Origin of the sequence: Leptospira vanthielii serovar Holland str. Waz Holland = ATCC 700522 (genome assembly GCF_000332455.1) — a bacterium.
Taxonomy (GTDB): domain Bacteria; phylum Spirochaetota; class Leptospiria; order Leptospirales; family Leptospiraceae; genus Leptospira_A; species Leptospira_A vanthielii.
Window position 1 is genome coordinate 1 of record NZ_AOGY02000058.1, and the last position, 21,406, is coordinate 21,406.

General features: G+C 38.6%; 18 protein-coding genes and 4 pseudogenes. 6 read left to right on the forward strand and 16 right to left on the reverse strand.

Going from position 1 to position 21,406, the window contains the following annotated elements; genetic code table 11:
* Nucleotides 1–50: 50 nt before the first annotated feature.
* Nucleotides 51–1,228: pseudogene (locus tag LEP1GSC199_RS22315) on the reverse strand (integrase core domain-containing protein).
* Between the two features lie 83 nt (nucleotides 1,229–1,311).
* On the opposite strand from LEP1GSC199_RS22315, the pseudogene hflX reads away from it, so the two are divergent.
* Nucleotides 1,312–2,142: pseudogene (gene hflX / locus LEP1GSC199_RS13470) on the forward strand (GTPase HflX); the annotation flags it as partial.
* On the opposite strand, the gene LEP1GSC199_RS13475 reads toward hflX, so the two are convergent.
* Together LEP1GSC199_RS13475 and LEP1GSC199_RS13480 are read right to left on the reverse strand one after the other, a co-directional pair.
* Nucleotides 2,129–2,500 carry an STAS domain-containing protein gene (locus LEP1GSC199_RS13475; RefSeq protein ID WP_002984959.1) on the reverse strand — a complete coding sequence of 124 codons (372 nt, stop codon included), beginning with the start codon at nucleotides 2,498–2,500 and terminating at the stop codon, nucleotides 2,129–2,131. The pseudogene hflX and the gene LEP1GSC199_RS13475 overlap by 14 nt on opposite strands.
* Nucleotides 2,501–2,506: 6 nt before the next feature.
* Nucleotides 2,507–3,790 carry a homoserine dehydrogenase gene (locus LEP1GSC199_RS13480; RefSeq protein WP_002984967.1) on the reverse strand — a complete coding sequence of 428 codons (1,284 nt, stop codon included), beginning with the start codon at nucleotides 3,788–3,790 and terminating at the stop codon, nucleotides 2,507–2,509.
* Between the two features lie 144 nt (nucleotides 3,791–3,934).
* On the opposite strand from LEP1GSC199_RS13480, the gene LEP1GSC199_RS13485 reads away from it, so the two are divergent.
* Entirely contained in the window at nucleotides 3,935–4,579 is a 645-nt protein-coding gene (locus LEP1GSC199_RS13485) for a hypothetical protein (RefSeq protein ID WP_002985028.1), read from the forward strand.
* Here the strand turns inward: LEP1GSC199_RS13485 and LEP1GSC199_RS13490 are convergent.
* Nucleotides 4,576–5,193, reverse strand: coding sequence for a hypothetical protein (locus LEP1GSC199_RS13490; RefSeq protein ID WP_002984987.1), 618 nt, complete (start codon nucleotides 5,191–5,193; stop codon nucleotides 4,576–4,578). The two genes, LEP1GSC199_RS13485 and LEP1GSC199_RS13490, sit on opposite strands and share 4 nt — an antisense overlap.
* Nucleotides 5,194–5,287: 94 nt before the next feature.
* On the opposite strand from LEP1GSC199_RS13490, the gene LEP1GSC199_RS13495 reads away from it, so the two are divergent.
* Nucleotides 5,288–6,556, forward strand: a complete 1,269-nt coding sequence (locus LEP1GSC199_RS13495; protein WP_002984990.1) for a formylglycine-generating enzyme family protein — start codon at nucleotides 5,288–5,290, stop codon at nucleotides 6,554–6,556.
* A 1-nt stretch (nucleotide 6,557) separates the two neighbouring features.
* Here LEP1GSC199_RS13495 and LEP1GSC199_RS13500 read toward each other — a convergent pair whose 3' ends face one another.
* The 3 genes from LEP1GSC199_RS13500 to LEP1GSC199_RS13510 are packed head-to-tail and all read right to left on the reverse strand — an operon-like array spanning nucleotide 6,558 to nucleotide 10,079.
* Complete coding sequence (locus LEP1GSC199_RS13500) at nucleotides 6,558–7,019, reverse strand: MarR family winged helix-turn-helix transcriptional regulator (protein WP_002985041.1); 462 nt, start codon at nucleotides 7,017–7,019, stop codon at nucleotides 6,558–6,560.
* A gap of 37 nt (nucleotides 7,020–7,056) precedes the next feature.
* On the reverse strand, nucleotides 7,057–8,643 hold the full coding sequence (locus LEP1GSC199_RS13505; RefSeq protein ID WP_002985047.1) for a phytoene desaturase family protein: 1,587 nt from the start codon (nucleotides 8,641–8,643) through the stop codon (nucleotides 7,057–7,059).
* Nucleotides 8,643–10,079 (reverse strand): DUF4139 domain-containing protein, encoded by a 1,437-nt coding sequence (locus LEP1GSC199_RS13510; protein WP_002985060.1) that lies wholly within the window; start codon nucleotides 10,077–10,079, stop codon nucleotides 8,643–8,645. The genes LEP1GSC199_RS13505 and LEP1GSC199_RS13510 overlap by 1 nt, the downstream gene beginning before the upstream one ends.
* Nucleotides 10,080–10,171: 92 nt before the next feature.
* On the opposite strand from LEP1GSC199_RS13510, the gene mtnP reads away from it, so the two are divergent.
* Nucleotides 10,172–11,035, forward strand: a complete 864-nt coding sequence (gene mtnP / locus LEP1GSC199_RS13515) for an S-methyl-5'-thioadenosine phosphorylase (RefSeq protein WP_002984992.1) — start codon at nucleotides 10,172–10,174, stop codon at nucleotides 11,033–11,035.
* Here the strand turns inward: mtnP and LEP1GSC199_RS13520 are convergent.
* Both LEP1GSC199_RS13520 and galK read right to left on the reverse strand, forming a co-directional pair.
* Entirely contained in the window at nucleotides 11,032–11,424 is a 393-nt protein-coding gene (locus tag LEP1GSC199_RS13520; RefSeq protein WP_002985032.1) for an STAS domain-containing protein, read from the reverse strand. The genes mtnP and LEP1GSC199_RS13520 overlap by 4 nt on opposite strands.
* Nucleotides 11,421–12,590 carry a galactokinase gene (galK, locus tag LEP1GSC199_RS13525; RefSeq protein ID WP_002985009.1) on the reverse strand — a complete coding sequence of 390 codons (1,170 nt, stop codon included), beginning with the start codon at nucleotides 12,588–12,590 and terminating at the stop codon, nucleotides 11,421–11,423. Before galK ends, LEP1GSC199_RS13520 begins: the two co-directional genes overlap by 4 nt.
* A gap of 44 nt (nucleotides 12,591–12,634) precedes the next feature.
* On the opposite strand from galK, the gene LEP1GSC199_RS13530 reads away from it, so the two are divergent.
* Nucleotides 12,635–13,978, forward strand: a complete 1,344-nt coding sequence (locus tag LEP1GSC199_RS13530) for a glucose-6-phosphate isomerase (protein ID WP_002985052.1) — start codon at nucleotides 12,635–12,637, stop codon at nucleotides 13,976–13,978.
* Here the strand turns inward: LEP1GSC199_RS13530 and LEP1GSC199_RS13535 are convergent.
* The 6 genes and pseudogenes from LEP1GSC199_RS13535 to LEP1GSC199_RS13560 form a co-directional block, all read right to left on the reverse strand.
* On the reverse strand, nucleotides 13,964–14,686 hold the full coding sequence (locus LEP1GSC199_RS13535) for a nucleotidyltransferase family protein (protein ID WP_002985064.1): 723 nt from the start codon (nucleotides 14,684–14,686) through the stop codon (nucleotides 13,964–13,966). The two genes, LEP1GSC199_RS13530 and LEP1GSC199_RS13535, sit on opposite strands and share 15 nt — an antisense overlap.
* Nucleotides 14,683–14,943 carry a hypothetical protein gene (locus tag LEP1GSC199_RS21325; RefSeq protein WP_232420783.1) on the reverse strand — a complete coding sequence of 87 codons (261 nt, stop codon included), beginning with the start codon at nucleotides 14,941–14,943 and terminating at the stop codon, nucleotides 14,683–14,685. The genes LEP1GSC199_RS13535 and LEP1GSC199_RS21325 overlap by 4 nt, the downstream gene beginning before the upstream one ends.
* Before the next feature lie 39 nt (nucleotides 14,944–14,982).
* Nucleotides 14,983–16,163, reverse strand: a pseudogene (locus LEP1GSC199_RS22320) (DDE-type integrase/transposase/recombinase).
* A gap of 59 nt (nucleotides 16,164–16,222) precedes the next feature.
* Nucleotides 16,223–16,987, reverse strand: a complete 765-nt coding sequence (locus tag LEP1GSC199_RS13550; protein ID WP_232420784.1) for an aminoglycoside phosphotransferase family protein — start codon at nucleotides 16,985–16,987, stop codon at nucleotides 16,223–16,225.
* A 7-nt stretch (nucleotides 16,988–16,994) separates the two neighbouring features.
* Nucleotides 16,995–18,505, reverse strand: a pseudogene (locus LEP1GSC199_RS22195) (two-component system sensor histidine kinase NtrB).
* A complete protein-coding gene (locus LEP1GSC199_RS13560) occupies nucleotides 18,498–20,288 on the reverse strand; it encodes an ATP-binding protein (RefSeq protein ID WP_002984981.1) in 1,791 nt (596 codons plus the stop codon). The pseudogene LEP1GSC199_RS22195 and the gene LEP1GSC199_RS13560 overlap by 8 nt, the downstream one beginning before the upstream one ends.
* Before the next feature lie 70 nt (nucleotides 20,289–20,358).
* Between LEP1GSC199_RS13560 and LEP1GSC199_RS13565 the strand changes: the two genes are divergently transcribed.
* Nucleotides 20,359–21,159 (forward strand): alpha/beta fold hydrolase, encoded by an 801-nt coding sequence (locus LEP1GSC199_RS13565; protein WP_232420785.1) that lies wholly within the window; start codon nucleotides 20,359–20,361, stop codon nucleotides 21,157–21,159.
* Here LEP1GSC199_RS13565 and LEP1GSC199_RS13570 read toward each other — a convergent pair whose 3' ends face one another.
* Complete coding sequence (locus LEP1GSC199_RS13570; protein ID WP_002985044.1) at nucleotides 21,160–21,393, reverse strand: ferredoxin; 234 nt, start codon at nucleotides 21,391–21,393, stop codon at nucleotides 21,160–21,162.
* Nucleotides 21,394–21,406: the final 13 nt, after the last annotated feature.

The window sequence follows — 21,406 nt, forward strand, 5'->3', positions numbered from 1 at the left end:
GGCACATCGGTAACACTTTAGATCACGCCACGTATGGGTTACGCCACGTACTAGTCAATTCTATACAATAGCCTCTGGTATTTCAACACTTTACTCGTATACAAATCCAAAATTCCAAGAATTGCATCCGCAAAGTAAAGACGACAATGCCGATCAGATATCTCTTCAAAGCCAACTACCTCTCCAATGAAAGGATTCCCAAAGAACACTCGATGGGGCCCGTACTGCGCAAAACCACTTTCATGGACTTTATCGGTAACAATATGTGTGGGATAAGCTACCTCTAGAATCTTTTTTGGGAATGTCCTTTTCGAAGATTTATAAACTTTTGCAGGTGTCAGAAAACCCAAAGCTTCATGTGGTCTTACCTTATTAAATTCTTCACGGAATGAATCAAAGGCGGTCTGTTGTGCATCCAAACTAGATCTTGGAGGTAATGCAGTTTCTTCTTTGAGTGTTCTGTGCATTCTCTCATGACGACCGTTCTGAGATGGTTTCCCTGGTTCAATGCGTTCCGGTCGGATCCCTAATTTCAACCACCATATAGAAAGACTAGTTAAGCCGCCAATGGCCTTAACGCCACGTATGATCCATTATCTGATTTGATTGCCTGTGGTAGTCCATATTCTTTAAAAACCCTTTCAAATACCGCTTTTGTTTGCTCTGCATTCGTTTTATTCAGGATTTCACATGCTAGAAGGTAGCGACTATATGCATCTGTAATTGTTAGTGGATCGCAGCGATTGCCATTTCCTACTGTAAAATGGCCTTTAAAATCAACACACCATACATCATTGGGAGCGACTACATTGGAAAAAGGAAATAGAGACTGTGGAACTCTTGGTCTTTTTTTCTTAGGTTTGACTAGGCCTTTTTTGCGAAGAATGTTTCCAATTGTAGTTTCACTTGGAATCTGTTTCATGCGATGAAACTTTGCTTTGAGTATGGGACGGAGTTTTTTGGGACCCCAAGATGGATGGTCTTCACGTAAAGATACAATTAGGTGAACGATTTTCTCAGGAGTTTCATTGGACTGAGTGATTCTTTTTCTAGATTTATCTTTGAGTCCGTCGATACCTTCCGACTCATAATTCTTTAGATATTTATAGCCAGTCTTTCTCGATATATTAAAGTCTCGGCAAAGATCGGCAAAACACCACTGACCACTTTTAACAGCTGCTATGAACTTGATTCTTTCTTCTATCACTTTGGTTTCCTTCCAAGGCATCGGATTGTCCTCCGATACACAATGTAGGTGTTACCCATGTGAGTTGTCTCTTTTGTTACCTATCTGACCTCCTCATACCTGCCAGTGATTTAAAAATCATCGATCGAACCCAACTCATCTTAGATATTTTTTCCAAAAATGCAAAATCGAGAGATGGAAAACTCCAAGTAGAACTAGCCCAACTCAAATACCTAAAAAATAGACTTTCGGAATTGGATGATAATATGAGTCGCCTAACAGGAGGAATTGGTGGGAGAGGGCCTGGGGAAACCAAGTTGGAAATTGGAAACAGGCGAGTGGAAGAAAAAATCACTCGTTTGGAAAATGAACTCAAAGATCTAAAACGTAGACGGGAGCTGAACCGCAAAGCCCGTACGAGAAATGAAATTCCTATTGTGGGGATTGTTGGTTATACCAACGCCGGTAAGTCCACACTCCTCAATGCTTTGACCAATTCAACAGTGATTGCCGAAGACAAATTATTTGCGACTCTGGATCCTACTACTAGGAGGATTCGTTTTCCTGAAGAAAGAGAAATCATCATTTCCGACACCGTGGGGTTTATCCATGACCTTCCGCCAGACCTCTCCCAAGCCTTCAAAGCCACTCTTGAGGAATTAGGGGATGCAGACCTCCTCCTCCATGTAGTCGACTCTACAAATCCAAACTATGCGGAACAAATGGAAGCTGTAGACACCATTCTCAATTCTTTACAGCTAAATGAAATTCCAAGGATGGTGGTTTTTAATAAAGCCGACGGACTCGATGAAGAGACCCATGCCTCTTTTGAAAAAAATGGAAGCCTACTTGTTTCTGCAGTCACTCGTGAGGGACTCGCTCAACTTCTAGAACTAATCGAAGACGAAATTTGGAAGAAAAAAGAACAAAAACCCTTAGTTACTATTCCCAGTTAGAGATTGCTTCTTTTTTCGTAGGGAAGATTTTGACTTTGCCTGGCAAATCCATAAGCCGAATCACGTTTTCCAAAAAATGATTTAAGCCCCCAATCAGAATTTTGCCATGATTGCTCTCTACGGTTTTGATGATACCAATCAGCGTTGCTACCCCAATGCTATTGATGTATTCCAATTTGGTTAGTTCCAAAATGATATTATAAACCGCATCCCGAAAGATCGCTGATATATTCCGATTGATTTCGTACGCATTGGTATTGGTGATTTGACCGACAAACGAGACCACGAGAACCCGTTCACCTTTGATATCGACGAATTCTGTTTTTAAATCTAGGGACGGAAATTGTAAATTCGTCATAGAGAGTTACAGTTTTTCCAGAAGGCGGATGGCCACAGTTTTTTGTTTGATGATGGCAGACATAGTATCAATTTCCTGCAGAGATTTTTGAAATTCTCCTTCGGTAGCTGCATGGGTGACAACAATCACTGACACAGGTTCGGAAGTAGACTCCTTCTGTTGGACGGATGCAATTGAAATATTATGACGGCCGAGGACTTGAGAAATTTCCGCAAGGACCCCTGGTTTGTCCACTGTGGAAAAACGAAGGTAATAACGGACCAAATTGTTTGGTTCTGGAAATGCTTTCGCTTCTGGAAAAAGGTTATTTTCTTTGGCTATGTCACTACTTCCAAGTCTCGAAGCATAGTAGATAATGTCTGAAAGAACCGCACTGGCTGTTGGCATTCCACCGGCACCCTTTCCGGTAATCATTCCTGAATCCGCTTCTTTGGTTTTATAAAATACTGCATTGGATTCATTCATCACATTCGCGAGTGGATGGTCGAGAGGAACAAGGGTGGGATGCACTTTCGTCAGAACACCCGCCGAACTTCGTTTAGAGATTCCCAAAAGTTTGATTCGGTATCCAAGAGACAATGCGGATTGGATATCTAAAGATTGTAAGTCAGAAATTCCTTTTACCGAAAGGGATGCGAACGAAACGTACTCACGAAAAGCAAGACTTGCCAGCAAACCGATTTTGTGGCCGGCATCAATCCCTTCCACATCGAAGGTGGGATCTGCTTCCGCAAATCCTAACTCTTGGGCTTTTTTTAAAGCAGTGGAATAATCCCAAGATTCTTGTTCCATTTTTGTTAAAATGAAATTAGTGGTTCCATTCAGGATTCCGCAGATGACTTCAAATTCACAAGAGGCTAGGCCATCTCGTAAAGTGCGGATGATGGGAATGGATCCGGCGACAGCTGCTTCATATCCGAGTTCAACTCCGGTTTTTTTTGCGATCGGATACAGTTCTCTGCCTTTTTCGGATAACAACGCCTTATTGGCCGTAATGACAGTTTTGCCATTTTCCAAGGCAGAACGAACGGCTTTGTCTGCCATGTCAGTCCCGCCCATCAATTCAACAATCATGTCGATATCCGAACGATTTGTAACAGACAGTACATCGTCTGTTACTGGAACGTTCGTTTTACCTTGGAGTTTTCCCGGACTACGAGTGGCTATGACCGTTAGTTGTAAGTTGATTCCATAATGATTTTGGATTTTTTCTCGGTTTTTATCCAAGAGTTGGAGCAAGCTAGTGCCGACGACTCCGGCACCCAATAGACCAATACGAACTTCTTTCATCTAGGATCACGATTTCGTAGGAGAAAGGGAAACACACTTAAAAAAATTTTAAAAAAAAACAAATTTGAGAAGAAGTTCTTCAGCTTTTTCTGATTTCATGTGATAACTATAATTAGAATTGTCTCGGCAATAAGGATTATCATTATGGCAACGAAAAAATCATCATCTGCCGCTAAGAAGAAGGCCGTCAAAAAAGCGGCTAAGAAAACAAATACGGTTAAGAAACAATCTACAAGAAACGAGAGTGCATCTCTCTTCAGAAACGATGAGTCAGCACAAGTTTCTCTTCAATCCCCGGTATCTCACTCCGAAGGATCTTCCCACGGTACAAAAGAATCTGGAAATGGAGTGTATCTATTTTTAGTTTTGGCTGGTGTGCTTGCCATCGGGTACTTAGGATACGTGAAATACTTCAAAACCAAAGCTCCAGTAGCAGTCGCAACTGTTCCTGCTGATGCACAAACTAAACCAGTGGCTGCCGAGCCGGAGAAAAAAGTAGAGGAAGCACAAACAGAAGCTTCTGCTGCTGGATTCTTAGTGGATAAAGTGGCATCTAAAAAATGGACTGAAGCTGCAGCTTATTGTAAATCCGTTGGTGGTGTTGTTCCTTCTAAAGATGATCTAGTAAAATTTGCTGCAACTGCTCCCAAAGAGATCAAATCTAGCGAAGAGAAATATTGGACTAAAACTGAAGTGGATAAAAAGTCAGGTTTGGCTTACCGTTTTTCCAACGGAAAAGCTCCCAAAGTTGATAAAGCTACTTCTCTAAAAGTTCTTTGTAAAAATTAATCTCTTACTGAGTTCGATTGGATCGGGGCTAGAATTTCTCTTCTGATTTTGTCAGCAAGATCAGAAGAAGCAAACATCTTCCCCGAAACATCCGTTAAATAAAAACTGTCTTTGGCTCGCCCAGTTTCGAAGTCTGTTTCGATGGTGGCACTGCGAATGTTGATTTGGTTTTGCATCAGAATTCGCGAAACGTAATACAACAAACCCCTTCCTGCACTACTTTCCAAATACAAACAAGTTTCATTTCGTTCGGGTAAATCGCTAAATATAAATTCTGGAGTTTCACGAAAGAAAGTGGCAACGGCCGGTTCTTGGATTTGTAACTTCTCCAAAATTTCTTCAAACTTGGTATTCTTGGAAAACAAAGAATCCATCATCATTCCTAGTTTGAATGCGGCTTGGGTAGTATCACCACCATCTGCTTGTAAAATGAACGAATCGATTGTAAATTCCCTTCCTTTCTCAATCACAGTGCTCAACTCTCCCGAAAGGATGTCCATTTTCAGAGCGTAAATGATCGTAGCAATTCGGTGGAAGGTACCAATTTGGGTAGAATCCGTTTTTAGGGAAATGAGGATGTTTTCCTTTTCTCGTTTGTATTGAAACTCGATCAATGTGGCATTTCCCTTTCCCACAGATTGTATACATGCACAGGAAATTTCAATCAAAAGGTTTCTGCAAAATACGCCGATGATGATAAAAGACAGTATGAAAAAACTACTATTGATTCTATTCGTTTTGGGGATCGTGATGGCACCCCTTGTTTCGCAAGAGGAAACTTCGGAAGAATCATCCTTTGCGACAACCAAAAAGAAAGTCCAACTCTGGAAAGGGGAAGTGGTTGGTGTTTATAAAAACAGATTGTGGATTAAAGTGCGAATTTACCGCAACCAACGAATCTCCAAACTCTCTTTGACCGAGATCAAATCTTTATTCACCGATACAAAGGAATTTCCGGTGTATCAGAAGGTCACAGATCTCAAACAAGGAGTCCTTGTTGTACGTGACACGGTTTGGGAAGAAAAACACATCAATAAAAAAAATCAGTTCATCGAAGTGGTGTTAGTTGGTGATTACAAACCAGACCTCAGTTCGAAAATGAAAGAGATTACAACTGATGCCTATATTTCTAGTTATATCGAAGAAGATTTTTTTACAGAACCGGATGCTTTTTTTAAAGGAAGATACACACCTCCTAGAAAAACTGTCTTTCATCCTAAAGACAGAAAAGAGATGGTCCTTGTTTCACGAGGTCTTTTTCTATACGGCCAAGGAACCGATCCCTCTGCTGATAGTTTCAATCCCTATTTTTTAGAACCAAAAGCCTCAAACCTAAAAGAGATGCCTTCCTTTTATATTGATAAATTTGAAGTCACCAATGCCGAATATGCATACTTTTTAAAACAAACGAATACACAAAGCCCTCCTCATTGGATAGGTGGAAAGTATCCCGAAGGAGAAGGAGATTTTCCTGTCATCCATCTTACATATCGTGAAGTGGAACGTTATGCGAGTTGGGTAGGTAAACGAATTCCTACCGAATGGGAATGGGAAAAGGCGGCAAGGGGCCCGGGTGTGATTGAGTATACCAATCGAGATGAAACCTTGGGCTACCAAATCATTGCTACCAAATACCCCTTTGGAGATGAATACGACTCCTTATATTGTAATACTAGAGAATCTAAGATTGGAAAGGCTCAGTCCGTATACGAACTATCCACGGAAGGTGAAAGTCCTTACGGTGCCATAGGAATGTGTGGGAATGCGCCTGAATGGACATCCAGTGATTACCAATTGTATCCTGGGCATCATATCAAAAACTTTTCTTTTGGCAAAATTTACAAAGTGGTTCGCGGGGGATCTTATTCTGATTCGGCAAAGAATTCTACGACAAACGCTAGGTCTTACGGTGGGATTCCCAACCTATCAGAAGATAGGCGAGCAGGATTTCGTTTAGTGATGGATTATCGAGACTAAATTACTTAGTTAGGACTTCGTTTTTTTTCCCTAATTTTTTACAGATCTTTCCGAGGACTTCTTGTTCCTCTGGCGATAATACTGCAAATTCGGAAGTGATTCGTTTTACGTGGTCGGGAAAAATTTGTTCGATGAGCTTTTTTCCTTCTGTGGTTAGGTGGACAGAAATATACCTTCTATCTTCCACACCGCGAACACGCTCTACAAGGGTTCTTTTTTCTAGGTTGTCGATCACGAGTGTGATGTTTCCTGTACTTTTTAGAATTTTGTCCCCAAGGTCTTTTTGGCAAAGTGGACCCAAATGGTACAAAGTCTCTAAAACCCCGAACTGGCTCTCTGAGATATTCCACTTGGTAAACTCAGAAATAAGTCGGGAAGACAAAGATTCCGCAGCACGTTTCAATTTGATAAACGCATCCAGAGCTTGTACTTCTTTTTTGGATCCTTTAAATTTTGTTCCCATTAGTTTAATATCAAACTATCAAATCTTAAACCAATTGTCAACCGGTTTCTTGGCTCTTTTGGAAAAGATCTTTCATGAGCCGAAGTGTTCCCGTAAGTCCTAAAACTACGGAAGAGGCCGCAACCCCACCCATAAGAGCACCGGCAACGCCTGGAGAGCAGGCATCAGCCCCCGTTAGGTAAAGATTTTTGATAGTTGTCCTCACACCTAACCATTCTTGTTTGAAGCGTTCCGGTGTACAGGAAAGTCCATAAATGGAACCTTCTTTATGTCCGGTAAAAAATTCTGTAGTGATGGGAGTGGAGAGTTCTGTGAACTCAATGAGATCCCGAAATCCAGGAAATCGTTTTTCTAGAAAAGTTAACATCCCTTCTGTGATCGTTTCTTTAAGTTTGGTATAGTCCTCTCCCCGTTTTTTCCAGGGTTCGTCTTTCCATTTAGCAAAGAGTGAATAGTCGGCAAAGCTGATCGCTTCTGCTGTAAACCCTTCGGCTTCCGGATTTTTTAAGGAAGGAAAAGATAAATACATCATGGGAGGATTTCCATTCACTAAATCATTTCTTTTCGCATAACAAACATCATGATCTGCATCAGGAAAGATCCAATGGTTTTCACCATGAAAACCTAACTTTCTAGGCGATTCTTTAAATCCAATATAGAGTGTGATGGATGTGGTTCCTTGTGTGCTGAGAGATTCTAATGGTTTTTGAAAAGAGACGGAATGTTCTTTGGGTAACAATTTGTTGTAGGTAGTGTAGGCTCCGGCATCGGATACAATCACATCCGCAAAGAATTCCTGTTCGGAAAAAGTTTTTCCTTTTTGGACTTCAACCTTCACACCAATCGCTTTGCCCCCATCCAAAAGGATTTCTTTGACTGTATGGAGAATTTTTAAACTTCCCCCATTTTCTTCTACAATGGGTTCAATCGAATCTACAATTTTGGAGGATCCACCAATTGGAAAGTAACCACCATTAAAGTAATGAGCAACAATCATAGAATGGATGGCAAAAGAGGAAGCAGAAGGAGGTAACCCATAATCCCCCCATTGAGAACTAAGGACGGCTCTTAAGTTTTCATCTTTGATATGGGTTTCCATATACTCTTTGGTAGTGATATAGGGAGTGGGGATATGGTTTAGATTTAAAAACTTGGCGGCCTTTTCAAAAACGGAAGGCAAAGCTTTGAGTGTAAAATGCCTTCCAAACCATTGGGTAAAGATTTCCACATCCCGGAAGTATTGATCAATGGCCTGGGTTTCTAAAGGAAACTTTTCTTTTAAGTCCGACTTGAATCTTTCCTTTTCTCCATAAACTGGAAAACTAAAGTCCGGGTAATCGAAAACTTCGAAAGGTTCTTCCATTTTGTTCCACTTGACACCCTTCCTTGTAATGGAATCGAATAGAGTTCTTAACATGGAACCTTCACCCAAGTCCCCAATATAGTGGATTCCGACATCCCATTCAAATTTTCCGAGCCTTTTGAATGTATGGGTAAATCCGCCTAACTTAAAATGACGTTCCAGTACCAAAACTTTCTTTTTAGCAACTTGCGAAAGGATAGAGGCGGCCGTTAGGCCACCAATACCAGAACCGATAATGATTACATCATATTTGTTTTCCATTAGTGGTACTTAGTCTCTACAGTATATTCCACTGTGACGGTTTCATTGGCTTTCACGGGAACGTCGGAGTAAGCTTTCGTTGCTGATTCTTTTGTAAATTTATGAGATGATTTTGTGATATTCCAATCCCCCCAAAGGCTTGCGTAGAACCTGACTTCGATTTCTTCTTTTTTTCTGTTTCGAATTTCGACTGAGTAAGTGGATTTATCTCCGCGAGAAAGTTTGAACACTTCGTTTGAGAGTCGTTTTCCATTGGCTACCACATCAAAGGCTTGGCCTGTTCGAATTTTTACTTCTTCGTTTTCGGGAGTGTGATCAATTGTATCCTCTCCTAGAAGTTGTTGGCGGCCTTTAGAATCAGCTTTAAAAACACGAATGGTTCCTTGCGGGAGTGGTCTTCCTAAATTGTTTTTCTTTGCATTTTTGAAGATGTATTTGATGTTTGCGTTGTTGAAATTTTTTTCATTTCCTTCATTCATAGGTAGATTTTCAAAAACGAAATATTTTTTGATTTCGATTCCTTCTGATTGGAAGAGTTGGACTTGTTTTGTCTGATTGTATCCGATGTTTGTTGGTTGGTCTAAAGTGTATAAGTAGTATTCCGATAAATTCTCCTGATTGAACTCAGGTGCTTCCGCTGATTCATCATACTCCTTCATCATTGTTTTTTTCACAGCACGTGATTGCATTGCATAGGATGGAACTTGATTGGATACTAAATTGACTTTTCCCGCAACGAGTTGTAAAACTGCGTTTTTAAACTCTGCACCTGAATTATTATTTAACGTAACCCAAGAATTGAGGCCACATAGATTTTCTTCTTTGTCCAAAACAAGAATGTAATCAGCAGACCAACCAAGACCATTCGTTTGATAAGATACTTCTAAGGTTTGTTCCTTTTCTGTATCGTTCTTTAATTTCCAAACAAGAGTAGGTTTCGCAAATAGGTTTTCGGGAATGGTAGGAACTGTGACTCGTCCATTGTAACCAAGGGATATTTCATCTCCAATTTTATACACTGGGCTTCCGTTGTTTGCAATCAAAGTAGCCTTAACAGAAGTAGTTTTTTCTTTCCCTTCGTTATATAAGGTAACTTCTTTCCCAATGTATTTGTCCATTAGGCGTTCGGGAGAAATTAAATCGTATTCATAGTTTTGTTCGAAGACTGTGAGTTTTTTAGGATCTTCTCCTTTGACTCGCACAGTTTGTGGGATGATTTGTGAGGGAACATCTTCGAATCGTAAGGTGCGAATTCCCTTCGAAAGATTCAAAGTCCGAGTTTCTCGAACAAGACCAATCCCTCCGTTGTAAATGGTAACACTCACTGTTTTACGATCCGACTGAGTTGACATGTCAAAAGCGGAATCGGAGGTGATATTACCTGCGGTAAAAAACAAAAGTGATAGAGTGGCGATCGATAATATTTTGGATTTCATGTATTCTCCCATGAGCATTCTATACTCTGCGAAGGTAAAAAACGAATGCAACCAAAATCGTTAGGGGAAAACTGCACTTTAAGAGGATTCATATGGCAAATGTAGTAAAAATCGGGGTCATTGGTGGGACTGGCCTATATTCAATCGATGGAATGGAGATCATTCAAGAAATCCACCCGGAAACTCCTTGGGGCAAACCTTCAGACACAATCACCATTGGTCGGTTCAAAGGGAAAGAAATTGCCTTTTTGCCAAGACACGGAAAAGGACATTTTTTAAATCCAAGTGAAGTTCCAGCTCGTGCAAACATTGCCGCCTTGAAACAGTTAGGCGTTGAAGAAATCATTGCATTTAGTTCTGTAGGAAGTTTGCGCCAAGAAATTGCTCCGAGAGATTTTGTGATTCCCTCTCAAATCATTGACCGCACCAAAGCACGGCCTTCCACTTTTTTTGAAGATGGTATGGTAGCCCATGCTCCTTTTGCTGATCCTTTTTCGCCAAGTCTTGGTAAAAAAGTTGAAGAAGCTGCCAAACAAATCAACCTTCCCATTCATTCCAACAAAACTTTGATTTGTATGGAAGGTCCACTTTTCTCTACAAGAGCCGAGTCTCATATGTACAGATCTTGGGGTGCTGATATCATCAATATGACAGTTCTACCGGAAGCAAAACTTGCTCGTGAGGCGGAGATTCTATACCAAATGGTTTGTATGTCTACGGATTACGATTGTTGGAAAGAAGATGAAGCTCATGTAACATTGGAAATGGTTTTGGGCAACTTAAGTAAAAATGCAGAGACTGCTAAGAAGTTACTTTCGGCGCTCATTGACCTTTTAGGAAAGTCGGATGATACAAGTCTAGTAGGAAGTACAAAGTTTTCTTTGGTGACGGCTCCTGAAAAAAGGAACCCGGAACAGATTAAAAAATTAAAATTTCTTTTCCCTACGTATTTCTAATCAGCTTCTAAAGCTTGTTCCAATGTTGGGAAAACTTGGAGCAGGCTGCGAAGTTTTGTCAGTTCTAAAACGTATCTTACTTTTTCAGAAGGTGAGATGATACGAATGTATCCTTTTTGTTTCATCAGTCTAGAATGTATCCCTAAACAAACACCGAGGCCAGAACTGTCGATATAACTGACTTGTTCAAAGTTTAGGAAAACGTAGTTTATCCCTTTGGAGATTAGAATTTCTAAATTTTCTTTCATGACTTGTGAATTGTAGAGGTTGATTTCTCCAGACAATTCAAAATATACAGCGGCTTCTGGAAGGGGGACAAATCTCTGTTGGAGAACTTCCATTTTGAAGTCTCCACTTTCAATCGTGTAATCACTCCAGTTTTCGATCATATTGAAATTTCCTTTACTCCGTCCGAAATTTGAAACTTGTAGAAGTCTATCTCAAGGTTGAATTTTTGTTGATAACTTTTTTTTAAAACTACATCGATTTTGGAAAAATGGTCTTTCTTATCTAGTACGAGTACGCATCCACCAAAACCACCACCGATCATTCTGGCACCAGTGACGCCTAAACTCTGCAAAGAATCAACAATGAAATCTGTTTCGAGACAAGACACTTCGAAATCTTTGGATAAGGACCAATGTGTTTGGAAAAGTGCAGAGCCAACATCTTTGAAATTCCCCGACTCCAAACCCTCGATTACGATTTTGGTTCTCTCACGTTCAGAAGTAACATGATTCATTCGTTTTCGTTCTTCGTTTGTTAGGTGGCAGTTGTAAATTTGATCTTCTGAAAGATTTACATCATATAAATGTGTAAAATTTGGAAACTTTGTTTGAATTTTTGCCAACGCTGATTCACATTCCGATCGTCTTTGGTTATAAGCACTATCTTTTAAACTATGTTTTACATTGGAGTTGATTAAGTAGAATTCAGAATCTCCTAAATCGAAATGGTGGTAGGAGTATTTCAGTGTGTCGGTATTTAAGGAAATACAATCATCTTTTTTGCCAACAGCAATGATGAATTGGTCCATGATTCCGCATTTGGTTCCAACAAAATGGTTTTCTGCAGCCTGGCCAATAAGAGCAATTTCCTTGCGCGTTAAAGGCAACCCAAAAGTTTCTTTGATCGCATAACCAGTTACCACTTCAAATGCCGCCGAAGAGGAGAGACCTGATCCTTGGGGAATATTTCCATCTACTAATAAATCAAATCCTGGGATAATATGTCCTTTTTTTTCAATTTCGACTATGACACCTGCGATATAGTCAGTCCATGAAGATTTTGGATTTGGTAGCAGAGGTTTCTTTAGTTCAACGGTTTCGTTATATGTGACTGAATGCAAATGGAAGGAAGCAGTATCGTTTGGACGGAGGTATACTTGCACAGCAAAATCAATGGCGGCGGGAAGCACTGTTCCACCTAAATAATCTACATGTTCGCCAATTATATTGATTCTAGCGGGAGCTTGGAACAAACGGGGGGCCTGTTTTGTTTTTCCAAATATTGATTCAAATCGATTCAAATTTTCTTTACTTCTAAAAGAATCCACTTCATCTTCCTTTCGATGCCATACTTTATTCAAGGATCGTTGTTATGTCGAACTTAAAAATTTCAGATCGATTTGTGAAATCTTTTCTTACTGAAACTTTGGTTCAGAAGGAATTGGAAAACGCCGAGAATGCTCGACAAACTCTGCTTCAAAAAACAGGACAAGGAAAAGAATTTTTAGGTTGGGTGGATCTTCCCAGCCAAACAAGTTCTGAGGATCTGCAAATGATTCGAAAGGCTGCAGAAACCATTCAATCTCATTCGCAGTATTTGGTTGTTGTGGGAATTGGTGGCAGTTATTTGGGAGCAAGGGCTGTTATTGAGGCCTTATCGCCAGAATTCAGTGCGCAAGAATTACATAAAAAGTCAGTAAAAATTATTTATGCCGGCCATCATTTAGATTCGGATTACCATTCAAGGTTATTGGCTTTCTTAGAGAACAAAGAGTTTTCGGTAAATGTCATTTCTAAATCAGGAACAACAACAGAGCCAGCGATCGCCTTTCGGTTGTTACTTTCTCTTTTGGAACGAAAGTATGGAAGAGAAAATGTAAAAAACCGAGTGTTTGCTACAACCGACAAACAAAAAGGTGCTCTCAAACAACTAGCGGATGAATATGGATTCCCCACTTTTATAATTCCTGATGATGTAGGGGGGCGTTATTCTGTTTTGACTCCAGTCGGATTATTACCGATTGCGGCCGCAGGTTTTAGTATAAACAAACTCATTGATGGCGCAAAACAAATGGAGGCAGAATTAAAATCAAAATCAGCATTAGAAGGAAATATTGCTACTACTTATGCAGCCATTCGAAATTCGCTCTACGCGAGTGGTAAAAAAATCGAAATTTTAGTTAGTTATACTCCAGCTTTGTCCTTTGTTTCTGAATGGTGGAAACAACTGTTTGGTGAAAGTGAAGGTAAAACAGGGAAGGGAATTTTTCCAGCGTCAGTTCAATTTACGACAGATCTTCATTCTATGGGACAATACATCCAAGATGGGGAACGAATTCTAATGGAAACCATAGTCAAAGTGGAGTCACCGAAACAAGACGTTTATTTAACTGAAAAGTCTGACGATAGGGATGGCCTAAACTATTTAGCAGGTAAAAAACTTTCAGAAGTAAATCAAAATGCAATGTTAGGAACACTTATTGCTCATAAAGATGGCGGTGTGCCATGTTTGGAAATCACTTTGCCTGTGTTAAATGAAGAAACCATTGGGGAACTATTGTATTTTTTTGAATTTGCCTGCGGTGTGTCCGGTTATATGTTAGGTGTGAATCCTTTTGACCAACCAGGTGTCGAAGACTATAAAAACAATATGTTTGCTTTACTTGGAAAAAAGGGATATGAAAAGCGAAAAGAAGAAATCCTAAGCCATATATGAGGAGTTTAGGAAAGAATTGATTTCGGAAAGCTGACTTCCAAATATATCTTTTGTCGAGTAAGAATTCCAAAGTTCCTTTGTTCCTAAATCTAGAACAGTACCGGAGAATATTTCTCCGGTAATCTCTCCTCGCTCTGCACATTCCTTAAAGATATCGGAAAGATCATAATATTTGTTTTTTTCTATATGAGAAAGACATTTAGGATCTAGAACAGCAAGGCCAATATAGTAATAAGCTCCGGTTCCAAATTTTAGGGATCCATTTTTATCTATGTCGATTTTTGTATAGTTCTGATCGGACGGAGTTGGAAGTAAGTATAAATGGATTTTTTTCTTTTCAGTTAAACTGATCTTAGGTGAAAAAGTCGGATCTGGGAAAAATAAGGTATCTGGATTGATAAGTAGGATAGGTTCCTCAAAAGATTCTTCTGACAACCCAGTTCGAATTCCGCCTGCAGTGCCCAATATTTCGTCTTTTTCTTCTAATATTTCAACGGGATATTGTTTGAAATTTTGAACATGGTTTTTGATTTGTTCCCCCAAATAGTGCGTGTTGATCCATACTTTCAAAATTTTCCATTGATTGAGGAGGTATAAGCTATAGTCGAGTAGAGTGACATCTTGTATTTTTAATAGAGGTTTGGGACAGTTTTCGGTAAGAGTACCCATTCGTTTTCCAAATCCAGCAGCTAAAACAAAGGCGTTCATAGATTTTTGAAATCCTTTTGCCGACTGAGTTCCTCTCGTAGACTTCGAACAAAAATATACAATGAGTCGGCAAACATACCCAATTGGATAATTTCTTCCAATTGATTGAGACAAGATATGATCGACGGTTTGAACTTATCTTTTCCATGGTCTGTCACCATTCGGAAGTATGTTCCTAATGCTTTAAAAGATCTTTGTAAGGCTTGTAGATAAAATGTATCATTAAATTTTATTGATTGGTGTATGGAAAGGCACATCGGTAACACTTTAGATCACTCACATGGGTTACACTTTTACTAGTCAATTCTATACAATAGCCTCTGGTATTTCAACACTTTACTCGTATACAAATCCAAAATTCCAAGAATTGCATCCGCAAAGTAAAGACGACAATGCCGATCAGATATCTCTTCAAAGCCAACTACCTCTCCAATGAAAGGATTCCCAAAGAACACTCGATGGGGCCCGTACTGCGCAAAACCACTTTCATGGACTTTATCGGTAACAATATGTGTGGGATAAGCTACCTCTAGAATCTTTTTTGGGAATGTCCTTTTCGAAGATATAAACTTTTGCAGGTGTCAGAAAACCCAAGCTTCATGTGGTCTTACCTTATTAAATTCTTCACGGAATGAATCAAAGGCGGTCTGTTGTGCATCCAAACTAGATCTTGGAGGTAATGCAGTTTCTTCTTTGAGTGTTCTGTGCATTCTCTCATGACGACCGTTCTGAGATGGTTTCCCTGGTTCAATGCGTTCCGGTCGGATCCCTATACGTGGCGTCAACCACCATATAGAAAGACTAGTTAAGCCGCCAATGGCCTTACTTGCAAAAGGTGATCCATTATCTGATTTGATTGCCTGTGGTAGTCCATATTCTTTAAAAACCCTTTCAAATACCGCTTTTGTTTGCTCTGCATTCGTTTTATTCAGGATTTCACATGCTAGAAGGTAGCGACTATATGCATCTGTAATTGTTAGTGGATCGCAGCGATTGCCATTTCCTACTGTAAAATGGCCTTTAAAATCAACACACCATACATCATTGGGAGCGACTACATTGGAAAAAGGAAATAGAGACTGTGGAACTCTTGGTCTTTTTTCTTAGGTTTGACTAGGCCTTTTTTGCGAAGAATGTTTCCAATTGTAGTTTCACTTGGAATCTGTTTCATGCGATGAAACTTTGCTTTGAGTATGGGACGGAGTTTTTTGGGACCCCAAGATGGATGGTCTTCACGTAAAGATACAATTAGGTGAACGATTTTCTCAGGAGTTTCATTGGACTGAGTGATTCTTTTTCTAGATTTATCTTTGAGTCCGTCGATACCTTCCGACTCATAATTCTTTAGATATTTATAGCCAGTCTTTCTCGATATATTAAAGTCTCGGCAAAGATCGGCAAAACACCACTGACCACTTTTAACAGCTGCTATGAACTTGATTCTTTCTTCTATCACTTTGGTTTCCTTCCAAGGCATCGGATTGTCCTCCGATACACAATGTAGGTGTTACCCATGTGAGTTGTCTCTTTTGTTACCTATCTGACCTCCTCATACCATTGGTCTACATTTCTCTCTTGAAATGATTTTAACATTAAAGAACGAAACTCTCTAGGTAAAGGAAAGTAGGCATCATATAAAATGGAGGCTAGATCGTATTGTGGAACACCCATCCTTGCATCTTGAAAATCTATTAATGCATAATCTGTATTTGTTGGGATTAAAATATTTCGACAATGGAAATCTCGGTGAGTGAAAACATTAATAGGATATTTGTTTAAATAACCAACGGTTTCTTCAATAAAAGCCCTTGCTTCATTGGAAATTTCAGTTTTGATATGAAATTGTTTGCGAAACCCTTCGAACTTTTCCAAGGTTAAGTTAGTTTCGAAACTAAGTTTCTCAGTATCAAATTTTCTGGTTTTGACTAAAGAAGGTGGATCAAGTGACTGGAGTTTTAAAATTAAATCTATAAGAATTGGAAATTTATTTTTATAATCTTTTAGGTTGTAAGTGCTAAAATCATTTAAACCTTCAAAACTCATAAAGGTGAGACTCAGTTTTCTATCTACATCAAGAACTCTGGGAACATGAATTCCATTGGCATTAAGATATTCGGAGATAATGATAAAATCTTCGTTTACTGCTTCATCAGCACAAACTACTTCTTCTTTTCCATTAGAACTTGTGATGCGAAAGTATCGCCTTGTGGAAGCTTCCTCTTGTAAGGGAACCATTTTACAATCTTTGCCATATCGAGAAAGTACTGATTCTAATTGGGAGTTGTTAAATTCAGGATTCACTTAGCAACTATGATTCTATGGCCTTTGGAAAAATAAAATGAAATTTAGATCCTTTGCCAGCAAGCGATTCAATTTCTAATCGAATTTCAAAATTATCTACAATTTGTTTGACTACAAACATTCCAAGCCCGGTTCCTTTCCCTAATTCTTTTGTTGTGAAATAGGGTTCATAAATTTTATCTAAGGTTTCAGGCGACATTCCGTCACCATCATCAGTAACAATGAGATGAGAATTTTTTTGATCCTGGTAGGATAAAATTTCAATAGTACCAATGTTACTAGTGGCATCGGCGGCATTTAATAATATATTCGAGAGTAACAAAGCAAATTGATCTGGATTCATTCGGATCGGTATATCTTCGGAAGAATCTTCCCTTTTGATCTGGCAGTATTTTAATTTTGCTGTTTCCTTAAATACCTGAAGAACTGATGAAATTTCTTTGTTTAAGTTGAGTATTTTGGATTGTTCAGTATTTGATTTTAATGATTTTCCAAGTTGTAACAAATTGGATGTCAGAGCCCTTAATTTTTCTGTCTGATTCAGAGTCACTTTTAATGCACGGTCTTTCAACATCGTGTCAGCATTTTCTCTAGAAGCCATTTCCACAAAACCTTGGATGGCGGTCAGGGAGTTATTGATTTCATGCCCAATACTTGCAGCCACCACTGATAAAAATGCTCGGCGTTCCGAATGAATCAATTGTTCGACCATTATTTTTTTTGTGTCACATCTCTAATAACACCCGTGTAATAAGTATCCCCATCTAAACTATAGGAACAAATTGCAATATCTGCTAAAAAAGTGGAAAGGTCTGAACGTAACAATGTAACATCAGAAAGCTGTAGTGCAGATTTATTTTCTTCCTCACTTAGGACTTTGGAAACCTGGCCCATATATTTCTGAATTTTATTTTCTGGAAATAGAAGCTTTACAGATTGTCCAATTAGATCCAAAGGGGTATGAAATCGAAACATTTCAAAACTTGCTTTATTTGCAGAAACGATTGTTAGTTTTGAATCGATAGTAATGACAGCGTCCGAAGTGGCATTTAATATAGCCGCATTTTGTCGGTTTAAATCTAAATTTTGCGTTCGAAGAGCTCTTTCTAATTTTTCCGATAACATCAACTTTTCTAAATCGGAATCTTTTTGGTTTTTAACTTCTACTGCCCGTTTAACAACTGATAAAATTTGTGTTCTATCCACAGGTTTGGAGATGTATTCAAAGGCATGATAACGTATGGCAGACTCAGCTGAGGAAAGGTTTGGATTTCCAGTGATTAGAATCACAGGTAAATTAATATTTTTTTCAGCAATAAACTTTGTAAAATCAATACCAGACATTCCTGACATCAAAATATCTGATATAGCAACAGAAAAGGTTTCTCCTGATGAAATTCTTCGTATTGCTTCGGCTGCAGACTCAGCGAGTTCAATTTGATATCCTTCTCGAGATAAAACTCTCTTTAAAGCGATCCGAATATCTTCCTCATCATCTACAATTAAAATCTTATCCATTATCATCTGTATGAGCAGGTAAGTAAATCTCTACCTTTGTTCCTGTTCCTTCCTTTGTTTTAATATAGATTTCTCCACCATGTTCTGCGATAATCTTTTTTGAAATTGAAAGTCCCAAACCTGTTCCTTGTTTATTTCTCCTTGTTGTAAATAGGGGTAAAAAAACTTTTTCCAAGGTATCATCATCGATTCCAGGACCATTGTCTTCGACAGAAAATACAACCCATTCTTTTTTCTGGTTTTTGATTAAATCGATTCCTAATTCGATTTTTGGAAATTGTCTCCCTGTTTCCATTTCGGAAAGTGCATTGATAGAGTTTACCACACAATTGATCAATACTTGTTCAATTTCTTGCCATCGAACAAAAATTCCCGGTAAATTTGGTCCAGCATGCCTTGTAAAATTGATATTTTTTTTTCGACAACTGACCTCAACAAGTTCGCTAGTGCGAACTAAAATATAATAGGGCGAAACAAAATCACGATTAGGGCTTTCCATCCTTCCCAAATCAAGTAACGCCTTAACTAAATCGCGAATCCGCAAATTTGCCGATTCGATTTTTTTTAGAATATTTCGGCGTTCGTTTAAATCCGTTTCATCGACGGTGATTAAGTCATCTAAATACAATAGAGCACTTTGCAGTGGGTTGTTGATTTCGTGGGCCAGTCCAGCTGCAATTTCACCAATACTCGCAAATTTCATTGATTCAATGAGTTGCCTGTCCATACGTTTTGCTTCCGTAATATCTGAAAATACTAACATAATTTTTTTATCGTTGGGATCATATCGTCTAACGGGAATAAAACGAATTTCGAAAGTCCTTTCTTCTCCGAGAAGAACATAATCAAATTCTGTAGTTTGTGTGTTTTGACTTTCGATAACAGAATCGAGTACGTCCATCAATTTGGATTTCCTTTTTTCATCGAAGAAATGAAAAATATCTTCACCAACTTCAAATGCAAAAACTTGGAATAATAAAAACTTAAAAATAGGAGCTATTTCTAAAATTTTTGCTTCTTTGTTAATAATCACAAAACCATTGTTCATGGTAGCAAAGAATGTTCTTAATTTGTCCTCACCATATTTAACGATTCGTTCTGCATTCTGTAATTCCGAAAGGTCAAATAAGAGAACGGTAATTCCACTGGGTTTTCCCCGTTCAGTTGTAATAAAACTTTGTAATTGAAAAGTAGTCGAATTTTCAACGTGCTGTTGGAGCCCAAGAATTTGTTTTGTATTCCGTTTCAAAATTTCATTCGTAAAATTTTCGGGTAAAGTTAGAATATCTGCTATAGTATATGATTGAATTTGATTCGGTGATATCTTAAATAAATCAATAAAACGATCGTTAGCATATTGTAAATTGCCTGCTAAGTCGGTTTGGAAGAACGGAATCTCTAAATGGTCAACGATTTCGGAATTTTCCTCTGCGAATATTTGATTCCAATTGATGGTAATTGCATAAATTTCTGAATTTGAATCAAAGAATTCCGTTAATGAGGAATAATGAACAGAGACAGCAACCTTTTCTGAATTTTGTTTTTTTAGGAACCATTTGTATTCACTTTTGGATTGCGGATGTGTGTGGATTTCTGAAATCAAAAGTTCATGATCACAAAAAAGATTTTCAACCTCCAATGACTTCGGATTTTTCAGATCCAATTGTTCTATTGTAATTTCATTGATATAAAGGATTTGTTTGGATTTAAGATCGACGAAAACTAATCCATTCTGGGAATGGGAGAGTAGCTGCGATAGTCTTTCAATTTTTGAATTCCACATTATGATTAAATACTTTTACCGAAGCCTTTTTCGAAACTATCAGTCCCAGAGACGTAAATCAATGAAAAATATGGGTGGAATACCCTGTTTCGTAGGTATGGGAGGACATAAAATTTTTTATTGGAAATTTGGAAATGGCAACAAAAAACCAATTGTTTTTTTGCATGGATTACTCGATGAAAGTTTTGGCTTTCGTCGTGTCATAAAAGAGCTGTTAAATGATGGATACCCACTTTATGTATTTGATTTACCTGGTTATGGAAAAAGTAAGTTACCTTTAGTAAAGTATTTATACCAAATTGATGTTTGGGCCGACTTACTCCTTGAATGTTTCGAGAAATTGGAACTAAAGGAAATTTGTTTAGTGGGACATTCCATGGGAGGGCTTACCTCCCAACATTTAGTTTTACAAGATATCCATAAAAGGGTCCAAAAGTTAATCCTTCTGGCTCCTGGTGGGATTCCGCATCCAGAACGAGAAAAAATGCGAAAAATCCTTTTCCCTAAAACAGAAAAACAAGTGATCCTATTATTACGATATTTGTATGGAGAAGAATTTCCCGAACCAGGATATTTATTTCGCCATACACTTGTTACTATTTGGAACGAAAGGCCAAATGAGTATTTACAGGAAAATACCTTACGACGAGAAGATGAGATTTTTTTTGATTCAAAAATGAAAGGAATTCAAATTCCGACTTTGATTTTGGCCGGTGAAGAAGATGAAATTACCCCGCCATTTATGATGGAAAAAATGAAATCTTATATTAAAAAAAGTAAACTTGTTTGGATTCCGAAAGTTAGGCATGCAATCCATTTGGAAAAACCAGACATAGTTGCTGAAAATATCCGAATATTCTATAATACTTAATTACTCACCATCGTCCCCAATTGCGTCCACAGGACACATTGCCATTGCCGCTTTTGCCTGTTTTTCCTCGGTTTGGTTTGTGGGTTGGCTTTTAAAGAAAATGTGGCTTTCGTCGTCATTGTATTGTAATAAGTTAGGAGCTTCCTTAATACAGTCGCTACAGGGAACACAGGTCTGGTCGACATAGTATTTTCCTGGTACATTCTCGGGTTGTTTGATACTTTTATCTGCCATAGAGTATTTTTAC